Here is a 13,319-nt window from a genome sequence, read left to right as displayed (position 1 = left end):
TCGCGGGCAGTTTAGCCAAAGACAGGGATGATTCATAGGCTATTCCATTTCTTATCTTGCTTTTGATGGTTAGAATAGTGGCTAACTTCATGCTACGGAATGGGAAATCAATGCGTATTCATATTCTTGGTATCTGCGGTACTTTTATGGGTGGACTGGCAATTTTGGCACGTTCTCTAGGCCATGAGGTAACCGGCTCAGATACCAATGTTTATCCACCAATGAGTACCTTATTAGAAAAACATGGGATTAGCCTGATTCAGGGATATGATCCGGCACAATTGGATTCTGTGCCAGATATGGTCATCATCGGTAATGTCATGAGCCGTGGAAATCCTTGTGTAGAAGCTGTGTTGGAGCGCGGGCTTCCTTATATCTCTGGCCCTCAATGGCTGCATGATTATGTCTTGCCGGAGCGTTGGGTTCTGGCGGTTGCAGGGACGCATGGCAAAACAACAACAGCGGGCATGTTGGCTTGGATTCTTGAAGCTTGTGGCTATAAACCGGGTTTCTTGATCGGTGGTGTTCCTGGGAATTTTGCAACATCAGCTCAGATCGGAGAAAGCCCGTTTTTCGTGATAGAAGCCGATGAATATGACTGTGCTTTCTTTGATAAACGATCTAAGTTTGTGCATTACCGCCCACGTACGCTGATCATGAATAATCTGGAATTTGATCATGGAGACATTTTCGGCGATCTGGCTGCTATTCAGCGACAGTTCCATCATCTTGTCAGGATCATTCCGGGTAGTGGCAAGATCTTTATGCCAGATAACGATATTAACCTGAAACATGTCTTGTCTATGGGATTCTGGAGTGAATTGGAGCTGGTGGGTGAAACCGGTCGCTGGCAGGCAAAAAAGATAAGTACGGATAGCAGTGATTATCGGGTGTTTTATGGTGGTGAAATTGTTGGAGAAGTGAATTGGTCACTGGTTGGTGAACATAATATGCGTAATGGGCTGATTGCAATTGCAGCTGCACATCATGTTGGTGTCCAGCCAGCCGATGCCTGTCGTGCTTTGAGCGATTTTATTAATGCCCGCCGTCGCCTTGAACTACGTGGTGAGGAGAATGGTATTACCGTTTATGATGATTTTGCGCATCACCCGACAGCAATTCTGGCAACACTGGAAGCTCTGCGTAGTAAGGTTGGTGGAACTGCCCGTATTATTACTGTGTTAGAACTGCGTTCAAATACCATGAAAATGGGTGTCAGCAAGAATGAGATCGCGCCAGCGCTGGGGCGTGCTGATGAAGTGTTCTTATTTCAACCAGCTAATATTAAATGGCATGTATCAGAAATTGCAGATCGCTGTGTTCAGCCAGCGTATTGGAGCGCTGACATTGATTCGCTGGTGCATATGATTGTTGATAAGGCACAGAAAGGCGATCATATTTTGGTTATGAGTAATGGCGGGTTTAGCGGTATTCATGAGAAACTACTCTTTGAACTGAATAAAAAAACTTATCAGTCCTGAGGATGACGGCAGGAAAAATGAATTGCGCCATGCTGGCGCGATTCATTTAAAGTTCTTGTTCGAACAATTCAAGAATTTTTTCACGTAGTTGTTCTGCTGTGAAGCCTCTGGCAAGTGTGATGAAGATGGTGTCGTCACCCGCGATACTGCCAAGTATGCCTTCTGCTTTACCAAGGGAATCCAACAGGCGAGCAATAAGTTGGGCAGCACCAGGGCTTGTACGAATTACAACAATTGAATGGTTGTGATCAACATCCAGTACCAGGTTTTTTAGTGGACTAGTGGCAGTAGGGACGCCAAGCTCAGCAGGAAGGCAGTAGACCATTTCCATTTTGGCATTACGGGTGCGAACAGCACCAAATTTAGTCAGCATTCTGGAGACTTTGGATTGATTAATATTCTCAAAACCTTCTTCCAGCAAGGCGGTGACGATTTCTCCTTGAGAGCTAAATTTTTCTTCTTTCAATAACGCTTTGAAAGCTTTTACTAACTCTTCCTGTTTAGAGGGAGTACGCATATTTCACCATATTCAATCAGCTATGAAGATTATATTATGCATATAAATGAATTTTTATGCAATAAAAATGATTTTATCACTATTTTAAAAGCATGAATTAGTCTTATGCTATATAGAAATTCACAAAATATGAATATGAGAATTTGCTTTTTTGGGCGGGTTATCATGTAAGTATATTGTTAATCAAATGATGTTGTTTGGTGTTGTTGTTGGGTGTAAGGTATTTGCGGGTTATTTCATAAAATCATAAGGTAATTATCAAAATAGTGTCCATTATCTCATTAACAGATAAGCATTTTGCCTAGAATACGGCGACTTTTACGTCCGACGATTAGAGCGTAAGTCCGCAATTTGGCTGTTAACAGGTTGTTTTCAAGAAAGTAGTAATCTATGGTTTGTAACCAGATGAATTCACAGCATTTTAAAGTATAAACGATTTAAGGAGTATCAGGATGAAAGTTGCAGTTCTCGGTGCAGCCGGTGGTATTGGTCAGGCTCTTGCTCTTCTACTAAAAACCCAGCTTCCTTCAGGTTCAAAACTCTCTTTATATGATATCGCGCCAGTGACACCTGGGGTGGCTGTTGATTTGAGCCACATCCCAACGGATGTGAGAATTAAGGGCTTTGCTGGTGAAGATGCAACGCCAGCGTTGGAAGGCGCGGACGTTGTATTGATTTCTGCTGGTGTTGCCCGTAAACCAGGTATGGATCGTTCAGATCTGTTTAATGTTAATGCTGGTATCGTTCGTAACCTGGTAGAACAAGTGGCTAAAACGTGTCCGAAGGTACTGATTGGGATTATTACTAACCCAGTCAACACAACTGTAGCTATTGCGGCTGAAGTGCTGAAAAAAGCGGGTGTATATGATAAAAACCGCCTGTTTGGTGTAACAACCCTGGATATTATCCGCTCCAATACTTTTGTTGCTGAATTGAAAGGTAAAAAACCACAGGAAATCGAAGTGCCAGTTATCGGTGGTCACTCTGGTGTGACGATCCTGCCTCTGTTGTCCCAAATCCCTGGTGTGAGCTTTACTGATGAAGAATTGGCAGCTTTAACTCAACGTATTCAGAATGCAGGTACTGAAGTTGTTGAAGCTAAAGCTGGTGGTGGATCAGCAACTCTGTCTATGGGGCAAGCCGCGGCTCGTCTGGGTCTTTCTTTGGTCCGTGGCTTACAAGGCGAAAGCAATGTTGTGGAATGTGCCTATGTTGAAGGTGATGGCAAATATGCGCGTTTCTTCGCTCAGCCGGTTCGTTTGGGTAAAAATGGTGTAGAAGAGCGTTTGGACATCGGCAAGTTGAGTGATTTTGAACAGAAATCACTGGAAGGCATGTTGGACGTATTGAGAAAAGATATAGAATTAGGTGAAAAATTCATTAATAACTAATTGGTATATTTTATAGATATAAAATATATACTTATGAAACAATAAAAACCGCTGGTATAACGAATTACCGGCGGTTTTTATTTAACGAAAATAATTCGTTAGCTAATTATTTGTTTGTTCGCGTACTTTCCTTTCTAATAATTCTCCAGTATTTGGATCAAAATAACGACTCGGCCAAATCTCTGAAGGATGTATTTCCAGATAATTCGCAATTATCCATTCCCCCTTTGGCCATGGGCGAGACAGTGCATTAGCGAGTGTAGATGAGCTCAGTCCCGCTTTGCGTGATACCTCAGCTAAGGTTGTTCCCCGCTTGCGTAAAGCTGCAATTATGTCGGCTGGATGCCAATCAGATTTCCTTGAAATCATTTTTAATCCTTTTTTTATTAAATTTGATGCTATGTTAGTGGTATAAATAACAGGTCTGCATGAGAGCAATAACGAACTGAAACCTGTTATTGAGAAATAAAATAGCATTATTTTCCTAAAAATATTTCCAAATTTTTTCTTAAAAACTTCTTTTTTGAACTTGGTTACAAAAATAGAGAAACGTGATGAAAAAAGAGTGGTTTTCGGCCAAGGAATTGGTTGGCGTGGGTGAGTTACCTGGATCACCACAAGGAGTTAATGCCAGAGCAAAACGCGAGGAGTGGTTATGTCAGAAAAAGCAAGGGGTACAAGGCAAAGCAGTCGAATATCACTATTCCTGTTTTCCAGAGACGACCATTGCAGCGCTGGAGCTTCATGAATCATCTTCTGAGTATCAGGTGCAGAGGCAAGATCCTTTATCGATTTGGGTTGGAGCTTTCCACCAGTTGTCAGAATCTGAGAAACAGGCTGTGACAGCCATGATTTTACGAGACGGTATCAGAAGTTTTTTGGAAAAAATTTCTGTTATTTAGCTCATTTTTGGAAATTAAAAATGCCAATTAACTTGGCTTCTTCTTCATTATCCCGGTGCAAAGTGAGAAGAAAAGTATGAAAAAAGAATGGTACTCAGCTAAAGAGCTGGTTGGTATTGCCGGACTTCCTTCTTCGCCACAGGGAATAAATCTGATGGCAAGGCGGGAAGGATGGGAGTATAGACGTAAACTGGGTGTTCAGGGTAAGGCTCTTGAATACAATATAAATAGTTTGCCTGAAGATGTACTTAATATGTTATCCGTAGGGGAAAACACCGTTGATTATGCAAACAAACGGCAGGACCCATTCTTAATCTGGGTTGAAGCTTACTATCAACTGACTAAAGTTGAGCGGGAAAAAATGGTGAAATTCATTCTTCGGGAAGGGTTGGCAAAACTTATTAGCTATATTGATGTTGAAGACGTAGAAAAAAACCTGGAGGCGGATTAACCCCAGGTTTTGCTGCTATCAATTAAGAGAGGCGTTGTACGGCGATATGTGCTAACCCCACAAGTGCTTGCTTGTATGGGGAGCTTCCTAGCACCTGTAAAGCAGCAATGGCTTTATCTGCTTCTTCTTCTGCTCGCTTACGGGTATATTCCAGCGAACCGCACTGTTTCATTGTTGTCAGTACGGTTTCGAGTAAATGGCGACCATTACCTTTTTCAATTGCTTCACGGATAAGTGATGATTGTTCTGGGTTACCATGATTCATAGCGTGTAGCAATGGTAATGTTGGTTTACCTTCATTGAGGTCATCACCAGTATTTTTGCCTAGTGTGTTGCTATCGGCATCATAGTCTAGCAAATCATCAATTAGCTGGAATGCAGTACCTAAATAACGTCCGTAATCTTGTAAAGCAGCTTCCTGCTCTGGTGTCGCGTTGGAAAGGATCGCAGAGGAGTGGGCGGCAACTTCAAACAGCCGTGCTGTTTTACTGTAAATCACGCGCATATAATCGTCTTCAGAGATATCTGGGTCATTGCAGTTCATTAACTGTAAAACTTCGCCTTCAGCGATAACATTGGTTGCTTCTGACATCAGCTTAAGAACCCGCATAGAGTTAAGCGTCGTCATCATCTGAAAAGAGCGGGTGTATATAAAATCGCCAACCAGTACACTGGCCGCGTTACCAAAAGTGGCATTGGCGGTGGCTTTGCCACGTCGCATATCCGATTCATCCACAACATCATCATGTAACAAGGTCGCTGTGTGGATAAATTCGATTAAAGCAGCAACAGTAATATGCTTATCACCCTGACAACCTAATGCTCTGCCAGCGAGAATGGCAATGATTGGGCGGATGCGTTTTCCTCCGCCACTGATTATGTAGTAGCCCAGTTGATTTATAAGAGTAACGTCAGAATTCAACTGGCTAAGAATGGCTTCATTTACCGCTGCCATATCATCAGCGGTTAGCTTGATAATAGATTCTAAATTCATGTTTTTTCGGCTATGGGTTCTAATGCAGAGCAGTGTTCATATTAACATTATAATAGTTATCGCTGTGGCTTGATTGTACTCGAAAAACAGTTCAAATAAATGACAATTCAGAAACTATGTTTTTTTATCATCTGCTCTAATTCTGCTCTTGTCTTCTTAGGCTTTTTTGCGTAGAATTCGCGCCCTATTATGAATATTTATAGCGCGCTCTGGAATGATATTTAGGGGGCGTGCGGAAAGCGGAGTTTATATGTACGCGGTTTTCCAAAGTGGTGGTAAACAACACCGAGTCAGCGAAGGTCAAACAATTCGCCTGGAAAAGCTGGACATCGCAACAGGTGAAACTGTTGAGTTTGACCAGGTTCTGATGGTCGCTAATGGTGATGACATCAAAATCGGCGCTCCTGTAGTTGAAGGCGTTAAAGTCAAAGCTGAAGTGGTTGCTCATGGTCGCGGCGAGAAAATTAAAATTGTTAAGTTTCGTCGTCGTAAGCACAGCCGTAAGCAGCAAGGCCACCGTCAGTGGTTCACTGATGTTAAAATCACTGGCATCGCTTAAGATTTAGGAGAGCAGATTAAATGGCACACAAAAAGGCTGGCGGCTCAACTCGTAATGGCCGCGATTCTGAAAGCAAACGTCTGGGTGTAAAACGTTTTGGTGGCGAGTCTGTATTAGCAGGCAGCATCATTGTTCGTCAACGTGGTACTAAATTCCACGCGGGCAGCAACGTTGGTTGTGGTCGTGACCACACCCTGTTCGCATTAGCTGACGGGAAAGTTAAGTTCGAAGTTAAAGGCCCGAAAAACCGCAAATTTATCAGCATCGAAGCTGAATAAGTTTTTCGAGTTACAAACCGAATCAGAAGCCCCGCAATGTGTTGCGGGGCTTTTTATTATTCTGAATACGCCATCTCTGGGTAAAACAGCCGTCCAGCACGATAATGGCTATCATACGGAGAAAAAATATGAAATTTGTAGATGAAGCCAGAATACTGGTTGTTGCGGGGGATGGTGGCAATGGTTGTGTCAGCTTCCGTCGTGAAAAATATATTCCGAAAGGTGGGCCAGACGGTGGTGATGGTGGAGATGGTGGAGATGTTTATCTGCTGGCAGATGAAAATCTCAACACACTGATTGACTATCGTTTTGAAAAGTCTTTCCGGGCGGAACGTGGGCAAAATGGTCAAAGCCGTGATTGTACCGGTAAGCGTGGTCAGGATACTACGATTAAAGTGCCTGTTGGTACGCGTGTCCGTGATATGGCAACCGGTGAGATTCTGGGCGATATGACTCGTCATGAACAGCGTCTGATGGTAGCGAAAGGTGGATTTCATGGACTGGGTAATACCCGCTTTAAATCTTCTGTTAACCGGGCTCCTCGCCAAAAAACAATGGGGACTTCAGGTGAAACCCGCGAATTGATGCTGGAACTGATGTTGTTGGCAGATGTTGGTATGCTGGGGATGCCAAATGCAGGGAAATCTACATTTATCCGTGCTGTTTCTGCCGCTAAACCAAAAGTTGCAGATTATCCATTCACAACTCTGGTACCCAGCTTGGGTGTTGTAAGGATGGATAACGAGCAGAGTTTCGTGGTTGCTGATATTCCAGGGCTTATTGAAGGTGCTTCCGACGGTGCTGGCTTGGGTATTCGTTTCCTGAAACATTTGGAACGTTGTCGGGTGTTGTTGCACTTAATTGATATCTGTCCTGTTGATGAATCAGATCCTGTTGAAAATGCCCGGATTATTGTCAATGAGTTACAGCAATACAGCGAAAAATTGGCAGAAAAACCACGTTGGTTGGTATTCAATAAAGTTGATCTGTTAGAGCCAGAAGAAGCTAAACAGCGTGCACAAGTTATTGCTGATGAATTGGGTTGGGAAGGCGATTTTTACATGATCTCAGCGATAAATCGTCTGGGTGTTAAAGAGCTTTGTTGGGATATTATGGAGTTTATGAAAACCAAACCTCGTAATATGAGTACAACAGAAGATGAAGCTCAACCTGAGAAAGTTGAATTCATGTGGGATGATTACCATAAAGAGCAACTAGAACAGGTTTCGGCAGCAGACGATGACTGGGATGACGATTGGGATGAAGATGACGACGAAGGTATTGAAGTGATTTATAAACGCTGATTCTTCAGTCTCTCTCATTGCAGTTAAGGGCGCCACCTATTTGTGGCGCCGATTTTATTAGTTTTGTTGATATAAATCTTTATATAGCCGACTTTCGAATCGCACTAGAGGAACTCGCCGGCTGCGGTGCTCTTTTGGTGGCACGGCATAAGCAGAAATAAACTGCACGAAGGCAACTCGCTGACCGCTAGCAGTGGTTATAAAGCCAGCCAGATTATACACTCCTTGCAGGGCACCGGTTTTAGCCGAAACTTTCCCGTTTACTCCTGCTTCATCCAATCCTCCCCGGTATCTTAGAGTACCGTCATGACCGGCTAATGGCAGCATGGAAATGAAATCTAATTCTTGATCATGTTGAGCAATGAATTGTAATACTTCCATCATGGTTGCTGGGGTAATCAGATTATGGCGGGATAATCCTGAGCCATCTACCATCACGGTATTTCCCAGATCGATACCTGCTTTTTGTTTTAATACTTGCCGTACCGCATCAGAGCCTGAACGCCAGGTTCCTGGTATATTAAAGTGTTGTCGGCCTATTGTTCTGAATACAGTATCCGCGATCATATTGTCAGATTTCTTTAGCATTATTTTCAGCAGATCATGTAATGGTGCGGATTGATTATGAGCCAGAATTTTACCCGGTTCAGTTGGTAAGCTTTGGCGTTTTAGGTTGCCTGTGATTTCAATTCCAGCAATTTGCAGTTCGTTTTTGAGAACTGCCCCCGCGTAGCTGGTTCCGTTCTGAATAGCGAAAGCCAATGGTAATGGTTCGCTGCGCTGAGTAAGGCATCCGGTAAGTGTAAAACGATTGAGTTCTCCTGGAACGACATCTAATTCACAGTACTGGCTTTCAGGAGCGCCTTTTGCCAATGTTTTAACTTCACTGAACATATTCACTGGATAAAAGGATGCGACACGGATGAATGCAGTATCACCGGGACGTTCTGCGCTATACAGTGAAACGGAAAAACAGTTTCGATCTACGATTGCAGCAGCAGGTGGCGCACTAAAACATTGGGTCATGTCATTCCATACCCAGCCGGGAGCCTTATCGTGGCTGGCAAAAGCGGAAACATCTATTAAGAGATCACCGTCAATTTTTTTCACGCCGGCTTGGCTCAAAACTGTAACCATATTGCGAAGTTGTTGACGGGTCAGTGTTGGATCTCCGACAAAACGAGCGATCAAATTCCCTTTTAAAATACCGTTTGAAATTTTGCCATGACTTTCCAATGTGGTGATAAAGCGATAGTCTTTTCCCAGTTGTAACAATGCTGCAAGCGCGGTGACAACTTTCAGCGTACTTGCTGGCAAAGCCATTTGCTGCCCGTGATAATCAATTACCGGGGTACTGGCACCAACTTTCTGAGCGATTAACGCAAGATTGGTGCCATCAGGCAGATATTGCGTATATTCCTCAACAGGTGTGGCGTTTGCATTGGGGGTAGCCAAGTACAGACAGGTAACGCAGACTAACTTGCTGGCAATTTTAAAGAAGGACATAAATTTCGCATATGGATGTGGACATGCCACAATACTAAAGCGCAACGAGGGGGAAAGTAAACGATGACCCATCATCAAGTCTACGTTAGAATGATATATTAATATGTAGAATATGACTGTGAACTCTGGGTAGCGCGGTGGTTCACATTATTGTTTATTGTCTGGAAGCCCGCCCGACAAGGCGTGCTCATTGTGCTGTTATCTGAAAACATCAGGATGATGCTTGTTTTTTGCTCAGGAAAGATTTAGAGGATTAATAAATGAAACAGATTCCAATGACGGTACGTGGCGCGGATAAGTTGCGCGAAGAGTTAGATTATCTAAAGAACGTACGCCGTCCAAAAATTATTTCAGACATTGCTGAAGCGCGTGAACATGGTGATCTGAAAGAAAACGCTGAATATCATGCGGCTCGTGAACAGCAAGGTTTCTGCGAAGGCCGTATTCAGGAAATCGAAGCTAAACTTTCTAATGCACAAGTGATTGATGTCACAAAAATGCCCAAGACTGGGCGCGTTATTTTTGGCGCTACAGTTACAGCTTTGAATATAAATACGGATGAAGAGCAGACTTACCGGATTGTGGGTGATGATGAAGCTGATATTAAAGAAAATTTAATCTCAGTGAATTCACCGATTGCCCGTGGTTTGATTGGTAAAAAAGCTGATGACGTTGTTATTATCAAAACGCCAGGCGGTGAAGTTGAATATGAAATCCTGAAAGTTGAATATATTTAAACCTCAGAATCAGCCTGTTGCTATTGATTCCTATTAGGTAAAGTTACATAAAAATCGTAGAGAAGGTAAAAAAGGCCGGATATGGCCTTTTTTACCATAATCATACGCATGGCATTTTTATATAAATGTGGTTTGATTATTTAGGTAAAATAATTTTGCGTTCTGCCGATTGGCGGTAAAGAACCAGTATTTTTCCGATAATTTGCACATTATATGCACCAGTTTCGCGGACAATTGCATTGGCGATCAAATTTTTGATTTCACGATCTTCGCCTGCGATTTTGACTTTGATAAGCTCATGGTGTGCCAGCGTTTGTTCAATTTCAGCCAACACGCCCTCAGTCAAACCATTGTTACCAATCATGACGACAGGTTTTAATGGATGAGCGAGACTTTTCAGGTGTTGCACTTGTTTTTTGTTAAGAGTCATTGTTTTTTTGCTTAGTTAGGATTGAAAACGGGACATTCTACCGCCATCTCATATCTATCACCATAAATAGTGTGTTGTGGTTTTGGTGTGTTGAGCATAGATATCTGGCTTTTATTAGTATAGTTGGAAAGGACAATGGCCAATAAAAAACGTTCGGCAAGCTCCAGCCGCTGGTTACAAGAACACTTTAGTGATAAATATGTTCTTCAGGCACAGAAAAAAGGGCTTCGCTCTCGCGCTTGGTTTAAACTTGATGAAATTCAACAAAGTGACAAAATTTTTAAGCCCGGCATGACCGTTGTTGATTTAGGTGCCGCCCCTGGTGGATGGTCTCAGTACGCAGTAAGTCAAATTAATGAGCATGGGCGGGTGATTGCCTGTGATCTTTTACCGATGGATCCAATTGTCGGAGTCGATTTCCTTCAGGGCGATTTTCGTGATGAACTTGTATTGAAAGCATTGCTTGAGCGAGTTGGTGATAACAAAGTCCAGGTTGTCATGTCGGATATGGCACCCAATATGAGCGGAACACCTGCGGTCGATATTCCTCGATCCATGTATCTGGTTGAATTGGCGTTAGATATGTGTCGTGATGTGCTGGCCCCTAGGGGGAGTTTCATTGTCAAAGTGTTTCAGGGAGAGGGCTTTGATGAATACCTGAGGGAAATTCGCTCCCTGTTTACGAACGTGAAAATTCGTAAGCCAGACGCTTCGCGGGCACGATCGCGTGAAGTATACATTGTAGCGACAGGGCGGAAACTATAGTACCCTGAATGCTATTTGTTAACACAGTTGTAATATGAGGTTAATCCCTTGAGTGACATGGCGAAAAACCTGATTCTCTGGTTAGTTATCGCAGTTGTGCTGATGTCGTTATTCCAGAGTTTTGGTCCCAGCGATTCCAATAGTCGTAGGGTGGATTACTCTACCTTCATCAATGAGTTAGCCCAGGATCAGGTGCGCGAAGTTCGTATCACAGGTCGTGAAATTAATGTTAGTAAGAAAGATAACAGCAGATACACCACTTACCTACCAATACAGGATGAAAAACTACTTGATACGTTACTGAATAAGAACGTGAAAGTGGTTGGTGAACCGCCGGAAGAACCAAGTCTGCTAACTTCTATTTTCATTTCCTGGTTCCCGATGTTACTGCTTATCGGGGTCTGGATTTTCTTTATGCGTCAGATGCAGGGTGGTGGCGGTAAAGGGGCAATGTCTTTTGGTAAAAGCAAAGCCCGTATGCTGACAGAAGATCAGATTAAAACCACTTTTGCTGATGTTGCTGGTTGTGACGAAGCCAAAGAAGAAGTCGGTGAACTGGTGGAATATCTGCGTGAGCCAGGCCGCTTCCAGAAATTGGGTGGAAAAATCCCAAAAGGTATTCTGATGGTCGGGCCTCCAGGTACTGGTAAGACTTTGCTGGCAAAAGCAATTGCCGGTGAGGCAAAAGTGCCATTCTTTACTATTTCTGGCTCTGACTTTGTTGAAATGTTTGTCGGTGTTGGTGCATCTCGTGTTCGTGATATGTTCGAACAGGCGAAGAAAGCAGCACCTTGTATCATTTTTATTGATGAGATTGATGCAGTAGGCCGTCAGCGTGGTGCCGGTTTGGGTGGTGGTCACGATGAACGTGAGCAGACTTTGAACCAGATGCTGGTTGAGATGGATGGTTTTGAAGGTAACGAAGGTATTATCGTTATTGCCGCAACTAACCGCCCTGACGTACTTGATCCGGCGTTACTGCGCCCTGGGCGTTTTGACCGCCAGGTTGTTGTCGGTCTGCCAGATGTACGCGGTCGTGAGCAGATTCTGAAAGTTCATATGCGCCGGGTTCCTCTGGATACTGATGTTGATGCTTCTGTCATTGCGCGTGGTACTCCGGGATTCTCTGGTGCTGATTTAGCGAATTTGGTGAATGAAGCGGCTTTGTTTGCTGCCCGTGGCAACAGACGTGTAGTTTCTATGGTTGAATTCGAAAAAGCGAAAGACAAAATCATGATGGGGGCGGAGCGCCGTTCCATGGTGATGACGGAAGAGCAAAAAGAAGCAACTGCTTATCATGAAGCAGGCCATGCCATTATTGGTCGTTTGGTTCCTGAGCATGATCCCGTTCATAAAGTTACCATTATTCCGCGTGGGCGAGCTTTGGGTGTGACTTTCTTCTTGCCAGAAGGGGATCAGATCAGCGCTAGCCGTCAGAAGTTGGAAAGCCAGATTTCAACCTTATACGGAGGCCGTCTGGCAGAAGAAATTATTTATGGTCCAGATAGTGTTTCTACTGGTGCATCTAACGATATCAAAGTTGCAACATCAATAGCCCGTAACATGGTCACTCAGTGGGGATTCTCGGAAAAACTCGGCCCATTGCTCTATGCTGAGGAAGAAGGGGAAGTGTTTCTCGGGCGTTCAGTTGCGAAAGCTAAACAAATGTCTGATGAAACGGCTCGTCTGATCGATCAGGAAGTTAAAGCGATTGTTGATCATAACTATCAACGTGCCCGTCAAATTTTGATGGAACACCTTGATATCCTGCATTCGATGAAAGATGCATTGATGAAGTACGAAACTATTGATGCACCTCAGATCGATGACTTAATGAATCGTACCAATGTGCGCCCGCCAGCAGGATGGGAAAATGGTAATGGTAGTAACAATAACGGCCGACCAGCAAGTAATACGCCATCTCCACAGGCTGCAAAACCAGCTGATGATATCAATACGTCGGTACCAGATGGTGAGCAATCAGGAAATAAAGATCAGTAATTG

General features: G+C 43.5%; 15 protein-coding genes. 10 read left to right on the top strand and 5 right to left on the bottom strand.

Annotation, left to right across the window (positions count from 1 at the left end; all coding sequences use genetic code 11):
* Positions 1-110: 110 nt before the first annotated feature.
* Positions 111-1,481 (top strand): UDP-N-acetylmuramate:L-alanyl-gamma-D-glutamyl-meso-diaminopimelate ligase, encoded by a 1,371-nt coding sequence (mpl, locus tag ACGF7G_RS07040; RefSeq protein ID WP_387464425.1) that lies wholly within the window; start codon positions 111-113, stop codon positions 1,479-1,481.
* A 46-nt stretch (positions 1,482-1,527) separates the two neighbouring features.
* On the opposite strand, the gene argR is transcribed toward mpl, so the two are convergent.
* On the bottom strand, positions 1,528-1,998 hold the full coding sequence (gene argR, locus ACGF7G_RS07035; RefSeq protein ID WP_021323292.1) for a transcriptional regulator ArgR: 471 nt from the start codon (positions 1,996-1,998) through the stop codon (positions 1,528-1,530).
* Positions 1,999-2,450: 452 nt separating this feature from the next.
* Here argR and mdh point away from each other — a divergent pair, with 452 nt between their 5' ends.
* Positions 2,451-3,389 carry a malate dehydrogenase gene (mdh, locus tag ACGF7G_RS07030; RefSeq protein WP_387464423.1) on the top strand — a complete coding sequence of 313 codons (939 nt, stop codon included), beginning with the start codon at positions 2,451-2,453 and terminating at the stop codon, positions 3,387-3,389.
* Between the two features lie 102 nt (positions 3,390-3,491).
* Here mdh and ACGF7G_RS07025 read toward each other — a convergent pair whose 3' ends face one another.
* A complete protein-coding gene (locus ACGF7G_RS07025; RefSeq protein WP_021323294.1) occupies positions 3,492-3,758 on the bottom strand; it encodes a helix-turn-helix transcriptional regulator in 267 nt (88 codons plus the stop codon).
* 185 nt (positions 3,759-3,943) lie between these two features.
* Between ACGF7G_RS07025 and ACGF7G_RS07020 the strand changes: the two genes are divergently transcribed.
* Both ACGF7G_RS07020 and ACGF7G_RS07015 read left to right on the top strand, forming a co-directional pair.
* Positions 3,944-4,291: a DNA-binding protein gene (locus ACGF7G_RS07020; protein WP_387464422.1), complete on the top strand. Its 348-nt coding sequence runs from the start codon at positions 3,944-3,946 to the stop codon at positions 4,289-4,291.
* Positions 4,292-4,367: 76 nt separating this feature from the next.
* Positions 4,368-4,742 (top strand): DNA-binding protein, encoded by a 375-nt coding sequence (locus ACGF7G_RS07015; protein WP_387464420.1) that lies wholly within the window; start codon positions 4,368-4,370, stop codon positions 4,740-4,742.
* 22 nt (positions 4,743-4,764) lie between these two features.
* On the opposite strand, the gene ispB is transcribed toward ACGF7G_RS07015, so the two are convergent.
* The gene (gene ispB, locus ACGF7G_RS07010; RefSeq protein WP_387464418.1) at positions 4,765-5,736 is read right to left on the bottom strand and encodes an octaprenyl diphosphate synthase; all 972 of its coding nucleotides are present in this window, start codon (positions 5,734-5,736) and stop codon (positions 4,765-4,767) included.
* 250 nt (positions 5,737-5,986) lie between these two features.
* Here ispB and rplU point away from each other — a divergent pair, with 250 nt between their 5' ends.
* The 3 genes from rplU (at position 5,987) to cgtA (ending at position 7,877) form a co-directional block, all read left to right on the top strand.
* Positions 5,987-6,295, top strand: a complete 309-nt coding sequence (gene rplU / locus ACGF7G_RS07005; protein WP_015836119.1) for a 50S ribosomal protein L21 — start codon at positions 5,987-5,989, stop codon at positions 6,293-6,295.
* Between the two features lie 20 nt (positions 6,296-6,315).
* A complete protein-coding gene (gene rpmA, locus ACGF7G_RS07000) occupies positions 6,316-6,573 on the top strand; it encodes a 50S ribosomal protein L27 (RefSeq protein ID WP_015836118.1) in 258 nt (85 codons plus the stop codon).
* A 128-nt stretch (positions 6,574-6,701) separates the two neighbouring features.
* Complete coding sequence (gene cgtA / locus ACGF7G_RS06995; RefSeq protein ID WP_387464416.1) at positions 6,702-7,877, top strand: Obg family GTPase CgtA; 1,176 nt, start codon at positions 6,702-6,704, stop codon at positions 7,875-7,877.
* Positions 7,878-7,934: 57 nt separating this feature from the next.
* Here cgtA and dacB read toward each other — a convergent pair whose 3' ends face one another.
* On the bottom strand, positions 7,935-9,383 hold the full coding sequence (gene dacB, locus ACGF7G_RS06990) for a serine-type D-Ala-D-Ala carboxypeptidase (RefSeq protein ID WP_387464414.1): 1,449 nt from the start codon (positions 9,381-9,383) through the stop codon (positions 7,935-7,937).
* Between the two features lie 260 nt (positions 9,384-9,643).
* Between dacB and greA the strand changes: the two genes are divergently transcribed.
* Positions 9,644-10,120, top strand: coding sequence for a transcription elongation factor GreA (gene greA / locus ACGF7G_RS06985; RefSeq protein ID WP_133813828.1), 477 nt, complete (start codon positions 9,644-9,646; stop codon positions 10,118-10,120).
* A gap of 136 nt (positions 10,121-10,256) precedes the next feature.
* On the opposite strand, the gene yhbY is transcribed toward greA, so the two are convergent.
* Positions 10,257-10,550 (bottom strand): ribosome assembly RNA-binding protein YhbY, encoded by a 294-nt coding sequence (gene yhbY, locus ACGF7G_RS06980; protein WP_133813827.1) that lies wholly within the window; start codon positions 10,548-10,550, stop codon positions 10,257-10,259.
* A gap of 135 nt (positions 10,551-10,685) precedes the next feature.
* On the opposite strand from yhbY, the gene rlmE reads away from it, so the two are divergent.
* Both rlmE and ftsH read left to right on the top strand, forming a co-directional pair.
* On the top strand, positions 10,686-11,315 hold the full coding sequence (gene rlmE, locus ACGF7G_RS06975) for a 23S rRNA (uridine(2552)-2'-O)-methyltransferase RlmE (protein WP_036836731.1): 630 nt from the start codon (positions 10,686-10,688) through the stop codon (positions 11,313-11,315).
* Between the two features lie 48 nt (positions 11,316-11,363).
* On the top strand, positions 11,364-13,316 hold the full coding sequence (gene ftsH, locus ACGF7G_RS06970) for an ATP-dependent zinc metalloprotease FtsH (RefSeq protein ID WP_387464411.1): 1,953 nt from the start codon (positions 11,364-11,366) through the stop codon (positions 13,314-13,316).
* Positions 13,317-13,319 lie beyond the last annotated feature (3 nt).

Source organism: Photorhabdus sp. RM323S (assembly GCF_042879375.1).
GTDB classification, from domain to species: domain Bacteria; phylum Pseudomonadota; class Gammaproteobacteria; order Enterobacterales; family Enterobacteriaceae; genus Photorhabdus; species Photorhabdus tasmaniensis.
The sequence above is the reverse complement of the archived record's forward strand: the minus strand, read 5'-3'. Positions and strand labels throughout refer to the sequence as shown.

What these genes read in the sequence shown, in the direction of transcription:
- rpmA (WP_015836118.1), top strand. Translation starts at nt 6,316, where the DNA reads ATGGCACACAAAAAGGCTGGCGGCTCAACTCGTAATGGCCGCGATTCT.
- argR (WP_021323292.1), bottom strand. Translation starts at nt 1,998, where the DNA reads ATGCGTACTCCCTCTAAACAGGAAGAGTTAGTAAAAGCTTTCAAAGCG.
- greA (WP_133813828.1), top strand. Translation starts at nt 9,644, where the DNA reads ATGAAACAGATTCCAATGACGGTACGTGGCGCGGATAAGTTGCGCGAA.
- ACGF7G_RS07015 (WP_387464420.1), top strand. Translation starts at nt 4,368, where the DNA reads ATGAAAAAAGAATGGTACTCAGCTAAAGAGCTGGTTGGTATTGCCGGA.
- mdh (WP_387464423.1), top strand. Translation starts at nt 2,451, where the DNA reads ATGAAAGTTGCAGTTCTCGGTGCAGCCGGTGGTATTGGTCAGGCTCTT.
- mpl (WP_387464425.1), top strand. Translation starts at nt 111, where the DNA reads ATGCGTATTCATATTCTTGGTATCTGCGGTACTTTTATGGGTGGACTG.
- ACGF7G_RS07020 (WP_387464422.1), top strand. Translation starts at nt 3,944, where the DNA reads ATGAAAAAAGAGTGGTTTTCGGCCAAGGAATTGGTTGGCGTGGGTGAG.
- rlmE (WP_036836731.1), top strand. Translation starts at nt 10,686, where the DNA reads ATGGCCAATAAAAAACGTTCGGCAAGCTCCAGCCGCTGGTTACAAGAA.
- ACGF7G_RS07025 (WP_021323294.1), bottom strand. Translation starts at nt 3,758, where the DNA reads ATGATTTCAAGGAAATCTGATTGGCATCCAGCCGACATAATTGCAGCT.
- rplU (WP_015836119.1), top strand. Translation starts at nt 5,987, where the DNA reads ATGTACGCGGTTTTCCAAAGTGGTGGTAAACAACACCGAGTCAGCGAA.
- ispB (WP_387464418.1), bottom strand. Translation starts at nt 5,736, where the DNA reads ATGAATTTAGAATCTATTATCAAGCTAACCGCTGATGATATGGCAGCG.
- cgtA (WP_387464416.1), top strand. Translation starts at nt 6,702, where the DNA reads ATGAAATTTGTAGATGAAGCCAGAATACTGGTTGTTGCGGGGGATGGT.
- dacB (WP_387464414.1), bottom strand. Translation starts at nt 9,383, where the DNA reads ATGTCCTTCTTTAAAATTGCCAGCAAGTTAGTCTGCGTTACCTGTCTG.
- yhbY (WP_133813827.1), bottom strand. Translation starts at nt 10,550, where the DNA reads ATGACTCTTAACAAAAAACAAGTGCAACACCTGAAAAGTCTCGCTCAT.